General features: G+C 41.2%; 20 protein-coding genes. 15 read left to right on the top strand and 5 right to left on the bottom strand.

What is annotated here, in order from left to right:
* The first annotated feature begins 7 nt into the window (after positions 1–7).
* The 10 genes from AC58UX_RS10820 (at position 8) to AC58UX_RS10775 (ending at position 12,609) form a co-directional block, all read left to right on the top strand.
* Complete coding sequence (locus tag AC58UX_RS10820) at positions 8–1,177, top strand: DegT/DnrJ/EryC1/StrS family aminotransferase (RefSeq protein WP_497252362.1); 1,170 nt, start codon at positions 8–10, stop codon at positions 1,175–1,177.
* 38 nt (positions 1,178–1,215) lie between these two features.
* A complete protein-coding gene (locus AC58UX_RS10815; protein ID WP_497252360.1) occupies positions 1,216–2,289 on the top strand; it encodes an EpsG family protein in 1,074 nt (357 codons plus the stop codon).
* An 11-nt stretch (positions 2,290–2,300) separates the two neighbouring features.
* Positions 2,301–3,365: a glycosyltransferase family 1 protein gene (locus tag AC58UX_RS10810; RefSeq protein WP_497252358.1), complete on the top strand. Its 1,065-nt coding sequence runs from the start codon at positions 2,301–2,303 to the stop codon at positions 3,363–3,365.
* 34 nt (positions 3,366–3,399) lie between these two features.
* A complete protein-coding gene (locus AC58UX_RS10805) occupies positions 3,400–6,528 on the top strand; it encodes a glucosamine inositolphosphorylceramide transferase family protein (RefSeq protein WP_497252356.1) in 3,129 nt (1,042 codons plus the stop codon).
* Complete coding sequence (locus AC58UX_RS10800) at positions 6,528–7,811, top strand: nucleotide sugar dehydrogenase (RefSeq protein WP_497253623.1); 1,284 nt, start codon at positions 6,528–6,530, stop codon at positions 7,809–7,811. Before AC58UX_RS10805 ends, AC58UX_RS10800 begins: the two co-directional genes overlap by 1 nt.
* A gap of 28 nt (positions 7,812–7,839) precedes the next feature.
* On the top strand, positions 7,840–8,985 hold the full coding sequence (locus AC58UX_RS10795; RefSeq protein ID WP_497252354.1) for a glycosyltransferase: 1,146 nt from the start codon (positions 7,840–7,842) through the stop codon (positions 8,983–8,985).
* 44 nt (positions 8,986–9,029) lie between these two features.
* Positions 9,030–9,971: an SDR family oxidoreductase gene (locus AC58UX_RS10790; protein ID WP_497252352.1), complete on the top strand. Its 942-nt coding sequence runs from the start codon at positions 9,030–9,032 to the stop codon at positions 9,969–9,971.
* Between the two features lie 36 nt (positions 9,972–10,007).
* The gene (locus AC58UX_RS10785) at positions 10,008–11,120 is read left to right on the top strand and encodes an ATP-grasp domain-containing protein (RefSeq protein ID WP_497252350.1); all 1,113 of its coding nucleotides are present in this window, start codon (positions 10,008–10,010) and stop codon (positions 11,118–11,120) included.
* A gap of 84 nt (positions 11,121–11,204) precedes the next feature.
* Positions 11,205–12,284 (top strand): peptidoglycan bridge formation glycyltransferase FemA/FemB family protein, encoded by a 1,080-nt coding sequence (locus AC58UX_RS10780; protein ID WP_497252348.1) that lies wholly within the window; start codon positions 11,205–11,207, stop codon positions 12,282–12,284.
* A gap of 106 nt (positions 12,285–12,390) precedes the next feature.
* On the top strand, positions 12,391–12,609 hold the full coding sequence (locus tag AC58UX_RS10775) for a hypothetical protein (RefSeq protein ID WP_497252346.1): 219 nt from the start codon (positions 12,391–12,393) through the stop codon (positions 12,607–12,609).
* A 170-nt stretch (positions 12,610–12,779) separates the two neighbouring features.
* Here AC58UX_RS10775 and AC58UX_RS10770 read toward each other — a convergent pair whose 3' ends face one another.
* Entirely contained in the window at positions 12,780–13,208 is a 429-nt protein-coding gene (locus AC58UX_RS10770; protein WP_497252344.1) for a DUF2621 domain-containing protein, read from the bottom strand.
* A 123-nt stretch (positions 13,209–13,331) separates the two neighbouring features.
* Between AC58UX_RS10770 and AC58UX_RS10765 the strand changes: the two genes are divergently transcribed.
* Both AC58UX_RS10765 and purU read left to right on the top strand, forming a co-directional pair.
* Positions 13,332–14,459: a deoxyribonuclease IV gene (locus AC58UX_RS10765; RefSeq protein WP_497252342.1), complete on the top strand. Its 1,128-nt coding sequence runs from the start codon at positions 13,332–13,334 to the stop codon at positions 14,457–14,459.
* Between the two features lie 36 nt (positions 14,460–14,495).
* Positions 14,496–15,395, top strand: a complete 900-nt coding sequence (purU, locus tag AC58UX_RS10760) for a formyltetrahydrofolate deformylase (RefSeq protein WP_497252340.1) — start codon at positions 14,496–14,498, stop codon at positions 15,393–15,395.
* A 39-nt stretch (positions 15,396–15,434) separates the two neighbouring features.
* Here the strand turns inward: purU and AC58UX_RS10755 are convergent, their stop codons facing one another.
* On the bottom strand, positions 15,435–16,661 hold the full coding sequence (locus AC58UX_RS10755) for a DUF1501 domain-containing protein (RefSeq protein ID WP_497252338.1): 1,227 nt from the start codon (positions 16,659–16,661) through the stop codon (positions 15,435–15,437).
* 18 nt (positions 16,662–16,679) lie between these two features.
* Positions 16,680–17,987 carry a DUF1800 domain-containing protein gene (locus AC58UX_RS10750; protein ID WP_497252336.1) on the bottom strand — a complete coding sequence of 436 codons (1,308 nt, stop codon included), beginning with the start codon at positions 17,985–17,987 and terminating at the stop codon, positions 16,680–16,682.
* Positions 17,988–18,171: 184 nt separating this feature from the next.
* Here AC58UX_RS10750 and tkt point away from each other — a divergent pair, with 184 nt between their 5' ends.
* Both tkt and ppnP read left to right on the top strand, forming a co-directional pair.
* Complete coding sequence (gene tkt, locus AC58UX_RS10745; RefSeq protein WP_497252334.1) at positions 18,172–20,193, top strand: transketolase; 2,022 nt, start codon at positions 18,172–18,174, stop codon at positions 20,191–20,193.
* A 78-nt stretch (positions 20,194–20,271) separates the two neighbouring features.
* Entirely contained in the window at positions 20,272–20,589 is a 318-nt protein-coding gene (gene ppnP, locus AC58UX_RS10740; RefSeq protein WP_497252332.1) for a pyrimidine/purine nucleoside phosphorylase, read from the top strand.
* A gap of 433 nt (positions 20,590–21,022) precedes the next feature.
* Here ppnP and AC58UX_RS10735 read toward each other — a convergent pair whose 3' ends face one another.
* Both AC58UX_RS10735 and AC58UX_RS10730 read right to left on the bottom strand, forming a co-directional pair.
* Positions 21,023–21,565, bottom strand: coding sequence for an ImmA/IrrE family metallo-endopeptidase (locus AC58UX_RS10735; RefSeq protein WP_497252330.1), 543 nt, complete (start codon positions 21,563–21,565; stop codon positions 21,023–21,025).
* A 187-nt stretch (positions 21,566–21,752) separates the two neighbouring features.
* Positions 21,753–22,205 (bottom strand): helix-turn-helix domain-containing protein, encoded by a 453-nt coding sequence (locus tag AC58UX_RS10730; protein ID WP_497252328.1) that lies wholly within the window; start codon positions 22,203–22,205, stop codon positions 21,753–21,755.
* Between the two features lie 117 nt (positions 22,206–22,322).
* Between AC58UX_RS10730 and AC58UX_RS10725 the strand changes: the two genes are divergently transcribed.
* Positions 22,323–22,733, top strand: coding sequence for an ArpU family phage packaging/lysis transcriptional regulator (locus AC58UX_RS10725; protein ID WP_497252326.1), 411 nt, complete (start codon positions 22,323–22,325; stop codon positions 22,731–22,733).
* The last annotated feature ends 244 nt before the right edge of the window (positions 22,734–22,977 follow it).

Below are 22,977 nucleotides of genomic sequence, written 5' to 3'. Positions count from 1 at the left end.
TAAATATATGACTATCTCAAACAGTCGCATCTACTTATCCCCTCCACATTTAAGTGGACTTGAGCAGAAATATGTGGAGGATGCTTTTGCTTCAAATTGGATTGCACCATTAGGACCACATGTGGATGAATTTGAGAAAGAAGTCGCGGCTTACTCAGGCTGCAAAGGAGCGGTGGCCGTATCCTCTGGCACTGCGGCCATTCAATTAGCTTTACGTCTTGCAGGAGTTAAATTTGGTGATTTTGTTTTCTGCTCCACACTAACTTTTGCAGCTAGTGCTTATCCGATTGTGTATCTAGGAGCTACTCCCATATTTATCGACTCCGAACCTGACTCCTGGAATATGTGCCCCAAAGCATTGGAACGAGCATGTAAAGAACTAGAATTACAAGATAAACTACCAAAGGCCGCAGTAGTCGTTAATTTATATGGTCAAAGTGCTGATTTCAACCCAATATCTCACGTTTGCCGTCGCTATGGAATTACGATTGTAGAAGATGCTGCTGAATCATTAGGGGCTACCTATCATGGAAAAGCAAGTGGGGGGCTTGGTGATTTCGGCATTTTTTCTTTTAATGGCAATAAAATTATTACGACTTCAGGCGGAGGGATGTTGGTTTCTAACAACATAACTGCCCTAGAAACAGCCAGAGGGTGGGCGGCACAATCGCGTGATCCAGCAAGACATTATCAACACTCCCAAATTGGATATAATTATCGGCTAAGTAACATTTTAGCCGCGGTTGGCAGAGGCCAGCTGCAAGTTCTTGATCAACGTGTAGCGGCGAGGCGGAAAGTGTTTGAGAGGTATCAACAATATTTGGGGAATGTACTGGGTATTAGTTTTATGTGGGAAATGGAATATGGAGAAACCACTCGCTGGCTAACGACATTGACCATTGATCCGGAGAAAACAGATGTCACAGCGGAACAACTTCTTGTTGCTCTAGAAAAAGAAAACATCGAAGCGCGGCCAGTATGGAAGCCTCTACATCTTCAGCCAGTTTTTGAAGGCTGCGCTTATTATCCTTATTCGGAATCCTATAGTGTCTCAGATGATTTGTTTGCTCGAGGAATATGTCTACCTTCTGGCTCTAGCCTGACCGAAGTGGAGCAAATGCGTGTTATTGAAACCATCCAGAAAAGTGTATTGCGCATGAATATCAACTTGGTGTAGAAATGCATGATTATAACTAGAACCTGGGAGAGGGCTTCATGTTAATTTCATTATCTGTCATCTTTCTGTTATTCGTTTCTTCCATTTCGCCCAAAGATACAATGATCAATAATAAAATAAGCAGCACGTTTATTCTGCTGTGCATGGCAATCATTATTACAATTAGCATTACATTTAGGAATCTCGTCGACGATGGTGATACGCTAAATTACGTGAATCGCTTTTTAGATATGAATGACTTAAGCCTTAGTGCTGCCATTGAAAAATATCCAGGTGATCCCTTGTTTGCGACATATCAATGGATATTATCTCAATTCTCGGACTCATCACATGTATTTTTACTAGTTAATTGGCTTATTTTTCTTATTATTTTTGTAATATTCATTTTTAGAATATTTGATTCTTGGCAAGCGGTTTATGTCATCTTTACATATTCCATATTCGGCTTTTTTTACAATTTAGTTACTAACGTTCTAAGACAAGGTTTAGCTTGCGCGTTTCTTTTAATAATTATTGTCTATTACCTGAGAGGGGACACCAAGTGGCTGCGCACAATTCTACTTTTTGCATGTGCATCTTTGCTGCATTGGTCCGCAGTACCTTTTCTGGCTATTTTATTACTTCTCAAAAGATTCGACATTAAATTAGGCGTGTTACTTGGTATTTGGCTGGTTGCCGCTGTTGCCTTTTTGGGCAAGCTTCAAAAGGTTCTGCTGGGCCCGGTGCTAGCGTACATACCCAAAATTGATGAGTACCAATCAGCTTACGCACTCACCTCTTATTCTAATAAAACGAACCGAATCGATTTCTTTCTATTTAGTTTATTTTGGTTGGTACTAAGCGTTGGTATTTATCACATGTTTTTCCGAGATGGTACCTATCAAAAGTTGATTAAAGTGTACGTTGCATTTAATACGGTATTCCTGCTCATGGGCTTCCTGCCCTACACGGATAGAATCGCCATCTATTCATGGTTTTTAATTCCACCGCTTGTTTGGTATCCTATTTTGAAAAATAAAAACTATTATTGGCAACTGTCCTTTTTGGCTGTTGTTATTTCTTTATGTATTGGCTTTTACACAGGAACAATTAGTCACTATCAATTATTTTGAAAGGATTTATTATGACTAAACCCTATTGTCGTCTGAACATTTTCTCCAAGTCAGATCATATCAGTCAAGTTGTAACTGGGTTTCACATGTTGGAGCGAGCAGGAATTATTGATTTACAAATAAGCAGCATATCGGATCATACGCACCCATCACCTCATATTGTTGAAGTCGAAATAAATAACCAACATAAGGTGGCCTATGATCTTCTGGATGGCTATAACATCGACCAAGATACTTTCCAAAATTACTTGCGGAAGTTCAATTATTATTTTAAACGTAGCTATAATCCGGAGTACCATCAAGATTTACAGGGTGCATCACAGATATACCCACTCGGTTTGAATTATCATGTGACAATTTCCCGCAATAGGCTGGACCAAATCTTTTTTATGAATGATAAGAGCTTATCGAATGGAATCAAAAAATTTGGTAAATCGATTACAGGTTATCACCAAAACTTTTATGTACATCAATTTGAAGATACTCCGCATATGGAACACCAGCCGAATATTTTATTTACAACACGGACGTGGGATCCTAAAGAGAACGCTAGTAAGAGCACTACGATGCATTCGGCCAAGAGTAAGGATGATCGCATCACGATTAACGAAACGCGAGCCAAGTGTATAAGGCTGTTACGTAAGGAGTTTGGGAATCGGTTTATTGGCGGATTTAGCCCCTCTGAGCATGCAGTGACGCATTATCCAGATTGTGTTGTAGACAAAGCGCTCACGAATCGCATTCATTTTATGAAATTAGTTAAAAAGTCAGGTATATGCATTGCATCAATAGGGTTACATGAATCGAACGGATGGAAGTTAGGAGAGTATGTAGCGGCAAGCAAAGCGATCGTTTCAGAGAAGCTTCGTTATGAAGTTCCAGGCGATTTTGCTAAGGGAACTAACTATTTGGAATTTGTGAATGCCGAAGAATGCGTGGAGCAGACGGTACTTTTATCTGAAGACACAGATCTCGCCTATAGAATGCGAGTCAAAAATTATTTGTACTATCATAATTACGTGCGTCCAGATCGTTTGGTACTGAACAGCTTGCTGCAAGTATTAGCTAATTCCTAAAAAATTATGATGATGATCATGAGGGCAAATCCAAATGAGAACTAAAAAAGCATTTAATAATCTTGCTTCTAGTTTAATCCTACAATTTACAATACTCATTGTAGGATTCATATTGCCGAGATTGTTTATTACGATGTATGGATCCGAAGTGAATGGCATGATTTCTTCGATCAAAAACTTTATGGCGTATCTGATGATTGTAGAAGCAGGTGTTGTGAACGCGTCCATTTCGATTCTATATAATCCATTGTCCAAGCAAGACAGTGCAGGTGTCAACGGAATTATATCGGCATCGAAAACCTTGCTAATGCGTTCCTGCTACCTGCTTATTACATTAACCGTCATACTTGCTATTCTGTATCCAAGCATCGTTACAAGCAATATTGATCCTATGTTATGCGTATTTATGGTATTAATTGTAGGCTGCAGCGGGATTCTGGAACTAGCCGTCATCAATAAATACTTGATTATTCTTACAGCTGATCAACGAGGCTATGTCGTTACCAACATGCAAACCTTAGCTATGATTATGAATGCTGTTATTAGCATTACACTGATTTATTTCAATTTCAGTATCCTGTTTATATCTGCCATTGCCCCGCTAACTGTCTTAGTAAGGGCAGTATTGCTACAACGATATATTAGGAAGCATTATCCTGATATTGATTATAACCAGCCATCACCAATAAATACAATCGATCGGCGCTGGGACGCCCTTGTTCATCAGGTTTCTAGAATGATTATCTTTAATTCGCCGATCCTACTCGTTTCTATTTTTTGCGGATTATCAGAGGTTAGTGTATTGGTGGTTTATAACATGGTAATTTTCGGAATTGCATCTTTCATATCCGGGATGACTGAGGGAATTCTAGCCGGCTTTGGAGATCTTTTAGCCAGGAATGAGCGGGGGACGCTTTTAAAAACATACAACAGTTTAGAATATATTTTCTTTCTAATTATCGCATGGCTCTATACTACTACTGCCCTTCTTCTAATGCCTTTTATTAAAATGTATACATCGGGTATACATGATGCGGATTATTTACGTCCTTGGCTTGCCGTATTGTGCATTGCTGTAGGTATATTAAACAATTATCGAGAGCTGTTCAAAACGATTGTTTTCTCTGCAGCTCGTTTTAAAGAAACAAAATATAGTTCATTAATTGAGGCTGCTATTAATATAGTGGCATCTTTAGTTTTTATTTATTACTTTGGTGTCGAAGGCGTGTTAATGGGAGCAATTTGTTCTAGTTTATATCGCAATATTATCCTTACAACGTACGTTTCACGGCATATTTTACAGCGTTCAGCACTGCTAACCATACGTAGAATTGTGATGAATGGCATCTTCTCGGCAGCAGCAGCAGCACCTTTTATGTATGTTTACAAGATCCAAGTGACCAGTTTTATTAGCTTTGTATTATGGGGAATGGTGATTTTTACTTGGTCGCTCATTATCATTTTCGGTGGTAATGCTCTGATTGATAAAGCGACGACGCGAGACATTATTTTTCGTGTAAAGTTATTGTTTATGTCCAAGGTTAAACCTCAATCGATAGCTGCTAGCACTAACAAAGCGCCAAAGGCGTTATTACATAAGGAGGAGTCTTCTATTTCTGCGATTCAGTTAGGGATTGTTGTTGGAAGTTTTAAGGTACCCAAGTGGGTCTATAATACGATTTCTACACTTGCATCGGATCCTAACTTACAAGTTCAGATCATTATTGATCAAAGCAGAGTAGCTCAAGACATATTTGCTTGTGATGGGCTTATCGACAAGATCGAAAATGCGCTTCAATCAGCCGCGATGAAAATATTGTCACGTCGTATGCAAAATGCTTTTCTTCCAATGGATATCAAATCCTTAGATCACATTGAGGTGATCGAAGGATACACTAATATGGGACGTTATGACGAAATCCTCTCATTAGTAGGTCCGTTGTCTTCTAAGATTGTCTCTGAATTGAAAGTATCTCATTGCGCAGTAGCAAGCCTCTCGCTTCGAAATAAGTATCTGTTAAATGACTATCAAGTAGGAAATCATGCTTTTGATCAGGAAGGCAATGGACTCGTGCTTTTTCAATATGAAAAAGAGGGATGGCAGTTTAAACAAGATATTTGCACCACAATTACGCGTTCAAAGAAATGGATTTTAAACAATCTCAGTTTTGTTCTTCCCCACATCATTCCTGCTTTATTGATGAAAGCCCGATTAATGAGGAATGAAGAGATTCCTATAAACAACTTGATTCAATCTTCATTTACGAAACGTCGCAGAAAGTCATCTAAATTGATGAATTTTAGAAGGCAAATGCGATATGTAGCGGAAAAAATGATGCCTCAGGCTCGGTGGGAGCTTTGGTATGCAACAAGCAATACTTCTTTACATGACATGTCGTCGTACCGTCGACTTAGAGCGCCTGGAGGCGCGGAATGGGCAGATCCGTTTGTAGTTAGTCATGAAGGAAAAACATTTGTATTTTTTGAGGACATTCCATACCGCGCTAAAAAAGCACATCTTTCTGCCGCAGAACTTATGCCAGATGGGTCCATGAAGTTATTTGAGAAAATAATCGTAGAAGATTTTCATCTGTCATACCCGCAGGTATTTAAGATTGGAAATCAATATTACATGATGCCTGAAACTCGCGGCGATCACTCCATCCGAATTTATCGTTGCGTGAGCTTTCCAGATCAATGGGTACTAGACAGGCGAATTATGATTGGAACTGACTGCGTGGATAGTACACTATTCCAGCACAATGGGAAGTATTGGATATTTACAAGTCATTATGCAGGTAATGATGGGCATAACCTGAGCTTGTATATCTATTCATGCGATGATTTATTCTCAGACAATTGGTCACCTCATCCACAGAATCCTATCATTACGGATATAAGGCGTGCAAGAATGGCTGGCCCGATATTCAAGCAAAATGGTCGTTTATACCGTCCATCCCAATACTCAGAGCATCGTTACGGTGAGGCACTTTATGTAAATGAAATTATCGAGCTTAATGAGTTGATATACCGAGAGAAGGTTGTTGATCAAATAAGTCCACCTAAAAATCAAGGGATTGTTGGCTTACATACGCTGTCCGAGGCCAATGGCATCCGTTTTATCGATATTCTAAGGAGAGAGAAAGGTAGTGTGTTAATATGATGAATCAGACTATAGGCGTAGTAGGGTTAGGCTATGTTGGATTACCCTTGGCAGTAGCCTTTGGAGAGAAGTATCCCACAGTAGGCTTTGATACGAATGAACTAAGAGTAAAATCACTACGTATGGGAAGAGATCACACAGGAGAAGTGAAGGAATATGATTTAAAAAAATCGCAGATGAAATTTACGAATGACCCTACGGAATTAACCAACTGTAGGGTCATTATTATTGCAGTGCCTACTCCAATTGATAATGCCAAAAAACCAGATTTAAACCCGTTAATTAAAGCTTCAGAAACGGTAGGCGCGTATCTAGGCAAAGGCACGATTGTTGTTTACGAATCAACCGTATACCCTGGTGCTACCGAAGAAGTATGCGTCCCAATTCTTGAGAAATGTTCAGGATTGAAAGCGGGATTGGATTTTAAGGTAGGCTATTCGCCAGAACGAATTAACCCAGGAGATCAAGAACATACCTTTAAATCCATTATCAAAGTGGTATCTGGTCAAGATGAAGAAAGCTTGAATATCATTGCGGATGTTTACGGATCAGTAGTGGAGGCTGGGATATATCGTGCACAATCGATTAAGGTAGCCGAAGCAGCGAAAGTCATCGAGAATACACAGCGTGACATTAACATTGCATTAATGAACGAATTGGCCATTATTTTTGACCGATTAGGCATAGACACGAAAGAGGTACTAAAAGCATCCTCGACCAAATGGAATTTTCTTAATTTCACTCCTGGTCTCGTCGGTGGCCATTGTATTGGTGTGGATCCCTATTACTTAACGTATAAAGCAGAAAGCGTTGGTTATCATCCGGAAGTTATCTTGGCAGGACGCCGAATTAATGACAGGATGGGTCAGCATATTGCTACTTCATTAGTCAAGCAGATGATTTTGAAAGGAATTCCTGTTCAACGTTCGAGAGTTGCGATTCTGGGATTAACGTTTAAAGAAAATGTGCCAGATATCAGGAATTCCAAAGTTGTGGATATCATAAACGAATTACGACAATTTGGGGTTGATGTTTCTGTGTGCGACCCCTTGGCAGATTCTGAAGACTCAGTTCGAGAATATGGCATTGAGCTAACCAGTATTGAAAATCTGTGCTACTCGAATGATGCAGTCATTATTGCAGTACCCCATCGTGAATTCATCTCCATGCGCTGGAACGGCATTATATCATTACTGAGAAACAGCAGAGGGATTGTGGTTGACGTTAAAGGTTGCTTAGAAGCGAATTCATGTCCTGAAAATATAACTTTGTGGCGGCTCTAGAATTCTGCCAAATGAGGAGAATGTATACATGCTTCATTCCAAAAAAGTGAAAATTTTATATGTCATACCACAAATTATAGTTGGTGGAGCCGAGAAGCAATTATTAGAAACCATAAAATATCTAGATAAAAATGTGTATGAGGTTTATGTTTGCTCCATTTATTCCTTGAATAGAAGTAATAAGGATTTAAAGAATGAGTTCTTGAAAGCTGGCGCTCAGATCATAGATATACACAAGAAATCTAAGTATGACATGTCGATCATCTGGAAACTATTCAAATTTTTGAAAAAGAACGAGATCGCGATTGTGCACTCATTTTTGAATAATATGTGGGCAAGGATGGCGGGGATTATGGCCAAAACACCCGTCATTATTGCTTCTGAAAGAAGCGTTGATAGTTGGTGGAAAACCAGACTTCATTTGATCGTTGATAGTTTTTTGGCTATGTTTACAGATCATATTCTCGTAAATTCTGTAGCGGTGAAAAACTATTATTCGGAAAACTTATATTTTTTGAATAAAAGTAAAATTAAGGTGATATACAACGGAATCGACGTATCTAAATATGATAATGGCAAAAACAAGCATGAAATAAAGAGTCGTTTGGATATAGACAATACGAAGTTAATCGTGGGGATTGTTGCTAGCTTGAAGGAAGTCAAAGATCATTGGACTTTCTTTAATGCGGCTAGATTGATTCTGAACGAAATGAATAATGTGATGTTTCTCGTCGTTGGAGATGGGAGTATGAGGGAGAAGCTGGAGGCGTACACCCGACAGCTAGCTATTGAAGATCATGTGAAATTTCTTGGTTTGAGAGATGACATCCCAGGCATTTTATCCGTCATGGATATCTCCGTATTATCTTCGTTGCAAGAAGGGTTCTCAAACTCAATCTTAGAAGCAATGGCTGCTCAGAAACCGGTTGTTGCAACGAATGTTGGTGGAAATGCAGAAGCGGTTGTAGATGGGGAGACCGGATATATCGTTCCGCCACAAAGAGCAGATTTACTAGCAGAGGCTATATTGAAAATTATGAAGGATAAGAAAACGTTAAAAGAATTTGGGATCAACGGATACAAACGTGTGAAAGAAAACTTTATTAAGGATGATCGGTTCCAAGAATTACACGAGGTCTATCAATTTTCTTTGAAAAAGAAAGGTATTGGATAGGGATAAAATGGTGCCCAAACTCTATATGCGAATTGGAGGATACTATGACGAAGTGTTTAGTAACGGGAGGAGCCGGATTTATTGGTTCTAATTTAGTAGAAACATTATTAAATCAAAATTATGAAGTTAAAGTACTAGATAATCTCTCTACTGGAAAGAAAGAAAATTTGAGAAGTGTTATCGGGGACATCGAATGGATAGAAGGAGATATAAGAGACCTCAATACGTGCCAGAAAGCTTCGAAAAATGTGGATTATATCTTTCATCAAGCTGCATTAGGTTCAGTACCTCGATCAATCGTAGATCCAATTACTTCTCATGATAATAATGTCAATGGGACATTAAATATGTTAGTTTCCGCAAGAGACAACGATGTACAACGAATGATTTTGGCAGCATCTTCTTCTGCTTATGGAGATACAGCTGTTCTGCCGAAGGTTGAGACAATGAATGTAACGCCTTTATCGCCATATGCGGTTACCAAATTAATTTCCGAGTTTTATGCGAATGTATTTTATCGGACTTATGGGTTAGAAACGGTCACACTTCGATATTTCAATGTATTCGGACCCAAGCAAGATCCGAATTCGCAATATGCAGCTGTCATACCCAAATTTATTAAATCCTTACTCCAGAATGAGTCACCCGACATCCATGGAGATGGTGAACAGTCTCGAGACTTTACTTATATCGATAATGTGATGCAAGCGAATTTGAAGGCTTGTTTGGCACCAGTAGAAGCATGTGGAAAGGTATTTAATATTGCTTGCGGCGACCGAATTACGCTTAATGAAGTATTTTACACATTATCCAGTTTGATGAATCGTGATATTAGTCCGAAGTATGTGAAAAGTCGTCAAGGGGATGTAAAACATAGTTTGGCAGATATCGAACAAGCAAGGCTCTTACTAGGCTATCAGCCAGAAGTCAACGTATTTACAGGTTTGGAAAAAGTAGTGGAATGGTATAAGCAAAGTGTCCTATAACTCAATCAGAGAAATATAAACTTGGAGGTTGTCATGATGGGAAAAATACGAGTATTAATTACAGGTGCTGGAAGCGGGGTAGGACAGTCAATCATAAAATCTTTGAAAATGTCCGATTTAGATATCTTACTGATAGGTGCAGAACTGAATCCTTTTAATGTTGGAACCTATAATTGTGATACGGGCTACCTACTTCCTAGTCCAACGAGTCCAACATATGAAGATGAACTCATGCAGATCATCGAAGATGAACAAGTGAGGATTCTATTCCCTGGCACAGATACGGAACTCCCAATTCTAGCTAAGATGCGAGATAGGCTGCTTAACGCGGGTTGCATTGCAGTTGTAGGAAGTGTGGAGAGTATTGAATTAGGTTCGAATAAATTCTCGTGTTACAACTTTTTTGAAAACATAGGGTTCCCATTTGTAAGTACAGTGTATGTAAAAGATAGGATGAGTTTATACGAGAAGTCGGGTCTTCCCATTATTGTGAAACCAACGGATGGTTCGGGTTCTAATGGCATTACCATTATTACCAATAAGGATCAACTACACAATCTCGAGTTTCATGACAGCACATTAATTGCACAGAAGTTTCTCGTGCCGCAAAGTTGGAACAAATCACGCGAAGAAATTACAGATCGAGATGTATATAAGAATGGCAGTCTAAATCAACAAGACGAAATTTCCATTCAAGTTTTGATAGGACAGGATTCTTCCATCCTCGGTTGTTTTATGAGCAATAACGACTTAAAGGCTGGTTATCCCATGAAGATCATTCCTTTTAAAGATGTAAAGCTTGAGAATCTAGTGGTTAAAATGGCAAAAGCTCTTGCTAATGTAGGGCTTGTCGGACCTTGTAATTTTCAATGTAGGATGACAGATGAAGGCCCCGTATTCTTCGAAATAAATACCAGATTTACGGGAATAACAGGCATGAGAGCAGCAATGGGCTTTAATGAGTGTGATGCTATTATTAGAAGCTTTTTGCTCCACGAAAGCACGGAGTCCATACAAAAACGCCTCATCTACGAAGAAGGATTGGTCTGTGCTAGATATATGACGGAAGTCATTATTAAAGAATCTGATTTACAGCAATTCGCCTTATCCAGAGTTAGTTATGCCAAAGGAAATGCGATAAGTCTTTAAACTTCTTGTCATGTAAAAAGTCGCCACTCCAATTAGATGAGGTATGAGTGGCGACAATCGAAATATATTAATGGAGTGATATCGATGTTAACCGTTCCTGGCACTCAACAACAGTTTAAAATACTTAGATTGAGTGACCGAGCTCAATGGGAGTTCTACTTAAGTAGATTTAAAAATAATGTTTTTTGGAGCTACAACTATTCTTGCTTGTATCTTAATGAGGGAGAGGCAGAACTAGCCGTGTATGAGGATTCATCAGGGATCGTTATTTATCCATATATTAAAAGGAAAATTGAAAAGATGCTGGATCTATCTGCAGAGGAGAATTACGACATTACTTCTTCTTATGGATATGGTGGTCCTTTAATCCAGATGTTTGCTGATGGCGATCAGTTAGATTTAATGTATAATTTTTATCTCTACTTTGGTGCGTATTGTAGGGAAGCAAATATTATCTCAGAATTCGTTAGATTTCATCCATTAATACACAATAAAGAATTGTTCGAGAATTTTATTCAAATCGAAGAGATCAACAGAAACATATATGTTGGGCTTAATCGTTTTGAGACGGATGAGGATGTACTAAAGAGTTATAAACATAGTAATAGAAAAAGTATTCGTAAGGCAAAAGAGCATGGTGTTTCGATAATCGTCGATGAAACTTCCAGGTATGGAAGTGAATTTCGCCAAATTTACTATCATACCATGGATAGAAGTGAAGCGAGTGATTTCTACTATTTTTCTGAAGACTATTTTAATCGAATTGACACGCAATTATCAGGGAATTACGTTTATTTTCATGCCGTATTTGACTCGAAAATAGTTTCATCCGAATTATTTCTCTATGATGATGAATGCATTTATTCCTTCTTAGGTGGTACATTAACGGACTATTTTCATGTGTGCCCAAATAATCTACTGAAACACAATGCGATTGTATGGGCGATGAAAAAGGGCATAAAGTACTTTATGCTAGGCGGCGGATATAAAAGTAATGATGGCATATATAAATATAAACAGAGCTTTTCACCAAATCTTGATGCGGGATATTTTATTGGGAAAAATATTCATTGCTTGGACAAGTACAATAAACTTTTGGAACTAAAAAAACAAGAAGTTGGTTCAATAAATTTGAACTACTTTCCAGCGTATCGAAGCGGATAAAAATATGCAGACCTCTTGCATTGTTACGAAATGTATCATATACTAATTATGCAATACATAATGTAACAACAACCGACATTAGGATATGATTAGGAGGCTTTCTACGATGATTACTTCTTCCTCAATTTTTTGTATAGAATGTAATACAGTACTTGAAAGAGGAAATGCAGAATTGATTTTCAAAACAGGATTCTATAAATCACTTATGCCATTGGGGCATTGTAAGGAATGTGTCTGTGAAGGGAAAGATGTGAATATTGCCGTTGTAAGTGTATCGGGGCAAGATTACTCAGATTTTTCAGCTGCTGCATCTTATTTTGCCTAGATGTTCATCCAAGACTGATGCGATCTGGAGGATGTCTGCTGTTGTAACTGTGCATTATTTTCGCGACAGCAGGAATCGAACAGATTTTTTATTTCAAGTTATTGAAAGCGCATTCATTTATTTGATGAAAAACCTCCTTGTTTACAAGTAGGAGGCCACAAACTCACATCTTAATTCAATAAATGCTTATACGCGCTATAATCAATCTGCTGCTTCTCCAGAAAGCTTGTCAAACTCCGATAATCTCGCTTCGGCGTTGCTAATATATATCCCTCAATACAGTGCTCTCTTGTAACTTCCTTCGCGTTCGCCTCTAAGGCAACTTGTCCAATCCTTGCGGCAATGGAATGCTTAGCAATATCACGGAAGGCCGTTGGCACAGGTGAAACCAATTGGTCGAGAAATGCTTTGGAATCAGCAGTCCATAGATGACGCGAGTTGTCCACGTAATGATTTTGCCAATCGAGTTTGGATTTGCCATCCTCTTTCGGAAGTACCTTGAGAAATTTGCGAAACATGAAGTATCCGCCTACGGACATGAAGAAAAGCAGCACGCATACCCAGAAAATGATGAACCACATGAAAAAATCATTCGCCATTTATTTGTCACCTCACCAATTTGCTTCAAATAGATAGTAAGAATTATACCTTATTTCTAGATTTCTTGCGACAATACAGGTAAAATAGGAAGGTAGCAGCTACTAATAAAGGAGTTATGAACTATGCCCAAAATTGGATCACACGTTTCGTTCTCAGATAAAGGCTTGCTAAATGCAGCAGAAGAAGCCGTTTCCTACGGATCATCCACGTTTATGATATACACAGGCGCACCGCAAAATACGCGTCGCAAGCCGATTGAAGAGCAATATATTGAAGAAGGCAAAGCAGTGATGGACAAGCATGCGATGAATGAAATCGTCGTTCATGCGCCATACATTATCAATTTGGGCTCTTATAAGGATGACACCTTTGAGCTCGCTGTACGATTCCTTCAAGAAGAAATCCGTCGGACGGATTATATCGGTGTGCGCAATATCGTGCTTCATCCAGGGGCTTACACGGACAAGGATGCAGACTATGGGATTGCCAGAATTGCCGAAGGTTTGAATGAAGTGCTTGCTGGAGTGAAAGATACGAATGTCAACATTGCTTTGGAAACGATGGCAGGCAAAGGGACAGAAATCGGCCGCAGCTTTGAAGAAATTGCAGAAATCATGGAGCAAGTAGAGTTCAATAACAAACTGACAGTGTGTATGGACACTTGCCATATTCATGATGCCGGCTATGATATCGTGAATGATTTAGACGGAGTATTGCGCCATTTTGACCGTACGATTGGCTTAGAGAAGCTAGGCGTAATCCACTTGAATGACAGCAAAAACCCGCGCGGAGCCAGCAAAGACCGCCATGCACCGCTGGGTTCAGGGTGGATTGGTTTTGAAGCGATGAACAACCTTGCAAACCATGAGAGTCTGCAGCATTTGCCGATGATTCTGGAGACGCCTTGGATTGGTAAAGAAGACAAAACACAGCGTCCGATGTATGAAGCGGAGATTGCGTTGCTTTCCGGTAACTTAAGTGGACGTTTTGGCGGTGAGTTCTTGGATCATGTGGAACGAATCGACTTTTTGATGAACAAAAAGGATATTCACTTCCGCGATTACGTTCTCAAGACGTGGGAACTGCTCAAAAATGATGCAAAAGCGAAGAAAGCAGACGGACGAGAGCCGCTCGAGCGTTTATACGATATTCTGCACGAGGAACGACTTTTCGCTGATCTGAGCGAAGAACAAATCAATCAACGTTTGATTGTCTGGCTTGCTGGAAATGGCGTTTTGAAAAAGGCATAATCACTAGACAAGAGAAGAATCGCTAGGGGGATAAACATGGAAGCGGGAACCACGAATAATTCAATTCGCCGGGAGAGCGAATTGATGAATAGAGCAAGAATGTTGATTTCTTGCCCGGATCAGCCGGGGATTGTTGCAGCTGTATCACAATTTTTATTTGAACATGGTGCGAATATTGTGCAATCTGATCAGTACACGATGGATCCAGAGGGCGGCATGTTTTTCATCCGTATCGAGTTCGATCTAACGGAGTTGACAAGTCGTGTGGAGAAATTAAGAAAGGATTTCTTGGTCGTTGCGGAGAAATTCTCGATGGACTGGAGCCTTTCTCTGGCAAGCCAGAAGAAGCGTATTGCGATTTTCGTTTCAAAAGAAGATCATGCGTTGCTTGAGCTATTATGGCATTGGCGTGCAGGTGATCTCAAAGCAGACATCGCAATGGTTATTTCTAACCATAATGATATGCGCTCCTTGGTAGAGCCGTTTGGGATCCCGTTTCATCACATCCCCGTTACCGCGGCTACTAAAGCGGAGGCGGAGCAACGTCAGCTAGAGGTTATTGGCGATAGCGTCGATGCGATCGTGCTCGCTCGCTACATGCAAATCGTTTCTCCTTCGTTCATTCAACATTATGCGAATCGTATCATCAATATCCACCACTCCTTCTTGCCTGCTTTCGTAGGTGGTAAACCTTATGCCCAAGCGCATAACCGCGGAGTGAAAATTATTGGAGCTACGGCGCACTATGTGACTGACGAATTAGACGCTGGTCCAATTATTGAGCAGGACGTTCAGCGTGTAAGCCACCGTGATAATGTTGAAGATTTGAAACGCATTGGTCGCCATATTGAACGTATCGTGCTTGCACGTGCGGTAGCATGGCATGTGGAAGATCGGATTATTGTGCATAACAATAAGACAGTTGTTTTTAACTAAAAATGGAGCTGCGTCCTTTATTCGGACGCAGTTTTTTGTTTAAATAAACCCAAGATTCTCATATCTCCTGCCTAAGACACCTCTCGCATCGCCGCGCAGCCAATCCTCGATTAGTGTGTAGTATACAGATCGAAAATCGACTTCGTATTTCAAATCGTCTCCATCGAGTCGGATTAAGCTTGGATTATCGCCATATAAGCCACCTTTTACTCGACCTCCAAGTACGAATACTGGAGCAGCAGTGCCATGGTCGGTGCCACCGCTGCCATTTTCTTTCAAACGTCGGCCGAATTCGGAGAAAACAAGGGTTACTACATCGTTTTCCAATCCATGTTCTTTTAAATCTGAGTAAAACGCATGAAGTCCTTTATCTAACTCATCCAAGCTCACTGCATGCTGCTCTCGCTCATTGGCATGATCGTCAAACCCAACTAGTTGCGTGTAATAGATGCGGGTGTCAGAACGAGCGGAGATCAATTTGGCTGTAAGTTGAAGATCATTGGCAATATCAGTATCAGGATAGGATACATGGCTCGAGTAGGAAGATACCATAGAATGAATCGTATCGACACTTTGAAATGCAGAAGTCATGTGAGCCGCAGTTACGCGCAGTGCTTCTTTTTGAGATTGTTTTTGATATATATGCTGTAGTGACTGCGTCATTCTCAGTCTATCATTTTCATAGGTCTCAGAGGAAAAAGGATAGAACTGTTCGATTGAAGTTATAGAAGGAATATTGACACCAGGTGCGTTGAATGACAACTGAGCATACCCTCCAATTTGAATAGCAGGGAGAGACTGGTCACCTAGCGATGTTACGATATAACGGCCAAGCCAACCGCTATCTGAGTACTTCTCGGGCATAGCGGTTTGCCATATATCCATAGAACGGAAATGGGAGAAATTCGGATTAGGATAGCCAACTCCTTGAATAATTGCTAAATTTCCGTCACGAAAATAGTTATGCAAATGCGAAAGGCTTGGGTGAAGGCCTAGTTGATTATTTATGGCGAGAACTTCTTTTTGTTCATACCCAAGTGAAGGGCGATTGTCGTAATAAGCTCCGTACCCATAAGGGATGAGCGTATTAAGCCCATCATTTCCCCCTAAAAGTTGTAAGACAACCAGTATTGGAGATTTACTACGATACCTGTGTCCTGTAAGAAGAGCTCGTCCTTTCTCTGTGGCAAGCAGAGTTCCACCTAAGCTTAGGGTTGCAAGGAGAGCAGTGCTTTTTTTAAGAAAATCTCTTCTAGATAGCCTCATATTGGGTTTAAATCCCTCCTACTTTACTTGACTTTCAGGACATGCCAGTAACAACTGAAGAAGTTGACGTTTGATTGTATCTGAGAGTACGAGGCTATCCTGCGCATACGAGGTAAGCCCCTGAATTGTACTGCTGTTCAATTTACTAATCCGAAGCTTCTTACTCCATATCCGTAATCTTTCTTCCATTGAAACTTTGGCTGTTGGTCTATAGGAATCCAGAAGGAACCAAGAGGAAGACGTTTGGAAAGCGGCAGCTTCTGCAAATCGTAAGCGTTCAAATACATAGTTGGTGTAGAACCAAGCTTCGTTTCCAGCCCACCCAGCCACATTTGGCGGTGCATACAGCTCTTGTCCCATATCTGCTATGGCTTCAATCATGTTCATGGAAGGTGGTAAAGAGAGTGCTCGAGCGATCCCGACTACATAGTCAACAGGTGATTTGATTAGTGACATGTAATGGCCCTCTTCATAGAATTCATCGGAAATAAAGACCCCATAAAGTACATCTTTGATTTGCTTGGATTGTGCGAACTGCGAGGCTACTTTGGCTCTCCACGCATTAGAAGGATCTGGAGATGCAAAGGCTTGCAACAACTTTAATGTAATGAAATCATACAGTGCCGGTTGCGAAAGCAGAACGTTTATCACATCCTGGTCACGCATGTTTCCTTGCTCGCCAAATATCGTTTTCATATGATTATCATGTTGCTTTGGGTCAAACACTGCTTGTTCATGATCGTCATCGTATCGCCATCCCGTGAAGGCCCTGGCAGCTTCTTTCACATCTTGTTCGGTGTAATGCCCCCTACCTAATGTAAATAGCTCCATGACTTCACGCGCATAATTCTCATTTGGACTATCCTTACGATTTTCCCCGATATCGAGCCAAATCATCATGGCTGGATCTCTCCCGATTGCTACTAATAATTCACGAAAAGATCCGAGAGCCTCTCTTCGAAAGAGTTCATTTTGAATGACCATAACGTTGACATCTTCTACTTTTCGAATGGAAGTTGTGAAGTGATTATGCCAGAAAAGAGTCATTCTCTCGATCAATGGTGTATTGCTGTGTATCATTCTATAAACCCAGTAGATTTGTTGATCGTTCAGTTGGTCATATTGTAGTGATCGACCCTCGTCAAGCACTTCTTCTATTGAAAACAGCTTAATCTGTTCATCTAATATCGGCACCCCATTCACCAACCGCCTTACCGTCTCTTCCCTTCCCAAAGCCAAGCTCGCGGCAATATCCTGATCACTAGCGCCAAATGCGGCTCGATTAAATAGATGGATGATTTCTCTTTCTGTCCAGTTCTTTGCCATTTCCCACCTCTTGTCCCAAGCTTATAATTATATATAGTCCGATTATGTGAAAAAAATGATGTTTTAACGGGTTATTGTGGCAAAGCCTTAAAGCAAATGGTACAATAATGCAAGCGAGAAATGTCACTTGTATGTACAAGTTGAAGGCTGATGAAAATACAGAAATCATGGAGGGAAATTTCGAATGACTGCATCAAGCAAAACAATCGAACAATTAGCCGTCGACACGATCCGTACACTCGGTATCGACGCGGTTGAGAAAGCTAAATCAGGCCACCCAGGTATGGTAATGGGAGCGGCGCCAATGGCTTATGTGCTGTGGAAGCAGCATATGAAGCACAATCCTTCAAATCCAAAATGGGTGAACCGTGACCGCTTTGTTCTATCTGCTGGACACGGATCCATGCTACTATACAGCTTGCTTCACTTATGTGGCTATGATTTGCCAATGGAAGAGATCAAGAACTTCCGCCAATGGGGAAGCAAAACGCCAGGTCACCCAGAGTATGGTCATACAGCTGGTGTAGACGCAACTACGGGTCCACTTGGACAAGGTGTTGGTATGGCAGTCGGTATGGCAATGGCTGAAGCACATTTGAGAGAGACTTATAACAAAGAGAACTTCCCAGTTATCGACCACTACACGTACGCGATTTGCGGCGATGGCGATATGATGGAAGGCGTTTCTTCTGAAGCAGTTTCCCTAGCAGCTCACTTGAAATTGGGCAAATTGATTATGTTGTACGATTCAAATGATATTTCGCTGGATGGCGAATTAAATATGGCGTTCTCTGAAAACGTACAAGCACGCTTCGAAGCTTATGGCTGGCAAGTATTGCGCGTAGAAGAGCAAAACGATCTTGCTGCGATCTCCCAAGCGATTGCAGAAGCGAAAGCTGATACAACGCGTCCTACATTGATTGAAGTGAAAACGACAATCGGCTTCGGCAGCCCGAACAAAGGTGGTAAAGGCGGTCACGTTGGACCTCACGGATCACCACTTGGCGGCGACGAAGTGAAATTAACGAAGCAAGCATACGGCTGGCCAGAAGAGCCGGATTTCTTAGTACCGGACGAAGTTCGTGCACACTATGCTGAAATTCAAAAAGAAGGTTCTGCAGCTGAAGAAGCTTGGAGCCAATTGTTGAATGATTACATCAAAGCTTACCCAGAGCTTGGCAACCAATTCAGCGCGGCTGTTAATGGTGAACTGCCTGCTGGCTGGGATGCAGATCTTCCGAAGTACACAACTGCTGATAAGCCAATGGCTACACGTGTTGCTTCCGGTAATGCAATCAATGCAGTTGCAGGCAAATTGCCGCAATTAATTGGGGGTTCCGCGGATCTAGCGAGCTCGAACAACACAATGATTAAAGGCGAATCCAACTACAGCGCTAGCAACTATGCTGGACGCAACGTATGGTTCGGTGTTCGTGAGTTCGGTATGGGTACAGCAATGAACGGTATGGCGCTACATGGTGGTGTCAAAGTGTACGGAGCAACCTTCTTCGTATTCTCAGACTACCTGCGTGCATCCATCCGTCTTGCAGCACTTATGGAGCTTCCTGTTATTTACGTACTAACACACGATAGTATCGCTGTTGGTGAAGATGGACCGACGCATGAGCCGATTGAGCAACTGCCGGCGCTTCGCGTAATTCCAGGCATCACTGTAATCCGTCCTGCTGACGGTAACGAAACGTCCGAAGCTTGGCGTTATGCAATCTCCGAATCCAAAGGGCCGGTTGCGCTTGTATTGACTCGTCAAAACTTGCCGATCCTTGAAGGTACAGTTGAAGGAGCAAGAGCGAACCTAAGCAAAGGCGGATACGTGGTATCCGATGCTGCAAACGGTAAACCAGATGCACAAATCCTGGCAACAGGTTCTGAAGTTCAACTGGCTGTCGCGGCTCAAAAATTGCTGCAAGCCGAAGGCATCAACGTTCGCGTTGTCAGCTTGCCGAGCTTGGAGTTGTTCGAGAAACAATCCAAAGAATACAAAGATTCCGTTATCTTACCAGGCGTGAAGAAGCGTCTTGCAGTTGAGATGGCTTACCCACTTGGTTGGGAGCGTTACACTGGCGACGAAGGTTCAATTCTTGGTATTTCCACATTTGGAGCATCCGCACCAGGGGATACAGTTCTTAGAGAATACGGCTTCTCACCAGAGAACGTTGCAGCACGCGTGAAGGCATTGTTAGGTTAATGAAAATGTAGGGGCTCAGCTTGTCTGAGCCTCGGCTTGCAATCATACTTAGTCATTTTAGAGGGGGAACTATTAATCATGTCCAGCTTTGAAAATGTAACAGTACTTACGAAAGCCAATGTATATTTCGATGGAAAAGTAACAAGCCGCACGGTACAATTTGCTGACGGCACGAAGAAAACACTAGGCATCCTGCTTCCAGGTGAATATGAATTCGGAACAGATGTGAAAGAAATCATGGAAATCCAAGCTGGTGAGCTGAACGTATTGCTTCCAGGCAGCAGCGAGTGGATTACGATCAATGGTCAAGGTGAATTCACAGTGCCAGCGAACGCGAAATTCAAGCTCGAAGTAAAAACAGTGAGCGACTATATCTGTTCTTATATCGCAGAGTAATAACAAAGAGAGTCTAACTCGCTTCAATCCCAAACCCATACATCGATTTGGACCTAAAGTTCAATGGATGTATGGGTTTTCTCATTTTTTGGTAATCCAGCTATAATGGGATCTGATTTCCATCTGCAGCACCTCTTCGATGTCGGTTATACGAATCCATAATTGCTGGATCGTGGGGTGAGTCTGGAGTAGGAGAGTGTGTCGTTGTTTGATGTTAGAGAGGGAGATGCCAATGGATGCAGGATGTGCAGAGTTGACGACGAGGTCCTCAAGCAGCACGGTAATTCCGGCCTCTAAATCGAGGAGTTCTTCAAGGTGAAGTTGCTGAAAAGGAGCGCTTATTGGTATATAAAGTGTGTTCTTGTTGAAGTCTAGATCGTTAGGCCGAAAATGCAGCGCCATCAGAACTGGCTGGATGCGCTCTTCATGAAACTCATAAAAGACGGCTAGTTTGGCTATCTGCCATTCCCCCTTTTCGCTTTAAAATCTCTAATTTGTTCATAATGGCGCGGGTTGCATCGGACCAGTTGGCAGGATTATATGTACGCAATCGAGGTTGATTGAGTTGCTGGTATTCATGATCCATACTACCTTGCAGGACTCGCCGCTGAATCTGTTCGATCCTTTCATTAGCAAGTCGACAAGTCACCTTAAACTCATCAGCAAGAAAGGCGACGATTTCATTCTTTTGTTCGGGGAGCGATAGTTTCTTCAGCATAGATATGGGCATAGCCGCGTAGAGCTGAAAGGCAGATGCGTCCTGCTCCTGCCAATCGACATAGCGTTCTGGCATAACCATCTGATTGCCCGAATGGCGAAGCACATGACAAAGCTCATGTAGAAAGTCTTCCCACTGCTCTTTGACGGATAAACGGCGATCCACATTGATGCTGAATAGCCCATCTTTTTCAATCGCCATACTGTTCATATCCATACTATAAATCCAAATATGCAGTTTAGCAGCCAAATTCGTCATGTTGAGGTGAGTTGGCGATGTGATGCCATGTTGTTGATATAAATCCTCTACCCACTGTTCAAGGGAGGTAGTTTGGTAATGTGTGAACAGGTGAAAACACCTCAATTCCAGAATGTACGTTCGTATATTTAAGGTAAAGAAAAGCCCGTAAGGGCTCTATGTTCGTATAGCTAAAAAGAAATTTTGGCTACTGCTGGCTGTCTGGCGTTCGGGACTGCTGCTGCTCTTTAATGAAGTTCCAAAAACGGAGCATCTCTTCGCGGCGCTCTTTAGGAGCATTCTTGAAGTCTTTAAAAAAAAGACTGACCTCCGGGTCATCGACTTCATCAGAACTAGCCCCGTGTAGAGTGTCTAATGAATCTTCCTCCGTCGGAGCGAATCCAGCAAGGAGCAGAAGCTCGTCTTTCTCAGCAATACTAAGAGCATCAGCTAAGGCAATAACCGTCTCTCGTGAAGGACTGAAGCGGTTATTTTCTATGGAGTTAATAAATGAATAACTAACGCCGGACAGTTCACCTAGTTCTCTAAGAGAATAATTGTGCTGCTTGCGCAGATGCCGGATTCGAATGCCGAATTGCACCATATCTTTCATTGTGTGATCACCTGATTTAATTGTAAATGCTGAGTTGTGCAAAAACAAGGGAACAGGCGAAAAAAAGTTTTGAAACTCAAAACTTTTTGTGTTGAATTTTTAAACAAGAACAAGTATGATATGTTTAGAATTTCAAAACGACAAATTTTAGGAGATGAATGCGAGATGACAGGACATATTTTTAATATAGAACAAGAGCAGGTCGATCGTCGGGCCACACGCAAAAAAGTGGAAAGCGTACTGGAAGCAGTACGTATGTATCGTACGATGGGGGATTTGCGAAGAGACAATGAATTGATTTTGTTCAAATTGATGGAGCAACCGGCTAGCTATCAGGTCGGTTCAGATGAACACTTGCTAGGTGTATGCGGTGAAGTTGAGCAAGCCATATCCCGACTCGATGAGCAAGAACAGGAAATTATTAGAGAAAGGTATTTAAAAAGGGAGAAGACGTTCGACTTTTTGCTGTTTCATGAGCTTAATTTTAGTGAGCGTACGTATCGACGGAAGAAGGGAAGAGCGATTGAAAAGCTTGCGTACATGTTACGACTGGAAGTGAAGGTACAAGAAAGGTGACCGAAGGATGACCGTATGTTGGCAGTTTGCACTTAGTAAAGGCATGGTAAGATCGTTGTGTAGCCAAGTAATGGAGGTGATCTTGCTAAACAAACTGCCCCAATGAACGTTCCGAAAAGATCGTAGCGTGATGTAAGGGACGTGTGGAAGGAGTGAAGAAACGTTTTGATAAGAAAAAAATGTTTTGAATTTCAAAACATTTCATAGAACAACAACGGAGTGAACTAAGAGCAAAATTTATCGG

This window comes from Paenibacillus sp. J22P90 (assembly GCF_059692195.1).
This window is presented reverse-complemented; position numbering and strand designations above follow the sequence as displayed.

What these genes read in the sequence shown, in the direction of transcription:
- AC58UX_RS10820 (WP_497252362.1), top strand. Translation starts at nt 8, where the DNA reads ATGACTATCTCAAACAGTCGCATCTACTTATCCCCTCCACATTTAAGT.
- AC58UX_RS10815 (WP_497252360.1), top strand. Translation starts at nt 1,216, where the DNA reads ATGTTAATTTCATTATCTGTCATCTTTCTGTTATTCGTTTCTTCCATT.
- AC58UX_RS10810 (WP_497252358.1), top strand. Translation starts at nt 2,301, where the DNA reads ATGACTAAACCCTATTGTCGTCTGAACATTTTCTCCAAGTCAGATCAT.
- AC58UX_RS10805 (WP_497252356.1), top strand. Translation starts at nt 3,400, where the DNA reads ATGAGAACTAAAAAAGCATTTAATAATCTTGCTTCTAGTTTAATCCTA.
- AC58UX_RS10800 (WP_497253623.1), top strand. Translation starts at nt 6,528, where the DNA reads ATGAATCAGACTATAGGCGTAGTAGGGTTAGGCTATGTTGGATTACCC.
- AC58UX_RS10795 (WP_497252354.1), top strand. Translation starts at nt 7,840, where the DNA reads ATGCTTCATTCCAAAAAAGTGAAAATTTTATATGTCATACCACAAATT.
- AC58UX_RS10790 (WP_497252352.1), top strand. Translation starts at nt 9,030, where the DNA reads ATGACGAAGTGTTTAGTAACGGGAGGAGCCGGATTTATTGGTTCTAAT.
- AC58UX_RS10785 (WP_497252350.1), top strand. Translation starts at nt 10,008, where the DNA reads ATGGGAAAAATACGAGTATTAATTACAGGTGCTGGAAGCGGGGTAGGA.
- AC58UX_RS10780 (WP_497252348.1), top strand. Translation starts at nt 11,205, where the DNA reads ATGTTAACCGTTCCTGGCACTCAACAACAGTTTAAAATACTTAGATTG.
- AC58UX_RS10775 (WP_497252346.1), top strand. Translation starts at nt 12,391, where the DNA reads ATGATTACTTCTTCCTCAATTTTTTGTATAGAATGTAATACAGTACTT.
- AC58UX_RS10770 (WP_497252344.1), bottom strand. Translation starts at nt 13,208, where the DNA reads ATGGCGAATGATTTTTTCATGTGGTTCATCATTTTCTGGGTATGCGTG.
- AC58UX_RS10765 (WP_497252342.1), top strand. Translation starts at nt 13,332, where the DNA reads ATGCCCAAAATTGGATCACACGTTTCGTTCTCAGATAAAGGCTTGCTA.
- purU (WP_497252340.1), top strand. Translation starts at nt 14,496, where the DNA reads ATGGAAGCGGGAACCACGAATAATTCAATTCGCCGGGAGAGCGAATTG.
- AC58UX_RS10755 (WP_497252338.1), bottom strand. Translation starts at nt 16,661, where the DNA reads ATGAGGCTATCTAGAAGAGATTTTCTTAAAAAAAGCACTGCTCTCCTT.
- AC58UX_RS10750 (WP_497252336.1), bottom strand. Translation starts at nt 17,987, where the DNA reads ATGGCAAAGAACTGGACAGAAAGAGAAATCATCCATCTATTTAATCGA.
- tkt (WP_497252334.1), top strand. Translation starts at nt 18,172, where the DNA reads ATGACTGCATCAAGCAAAACAATCGAACAATTAGCCGTCGACACGATC.
- ppnP (WP_497252332.1), top strand. Translation starts at nt 20,272, where the DNA reads ATGTCCAGCTTTGAAAATGTAACAGTACTTACGAAAGCCAATGTATAT.
- AC58UX_RS10735 (WP_497252330.1), bottom strand. Translation starts at nt 21,565, where the DNA reads ATGACGAATTTGGCTGCTAAACTGCATATTTGGATTTATAGTATGGAT.
- AC58UX_RS10725 (WP_497252326.1), top strand. Translation starts at nt 22,323, where the DNA reads ATGACAGGACATATTTTTAATATAGAACAAGAGCAGGTCGATCGTCGG.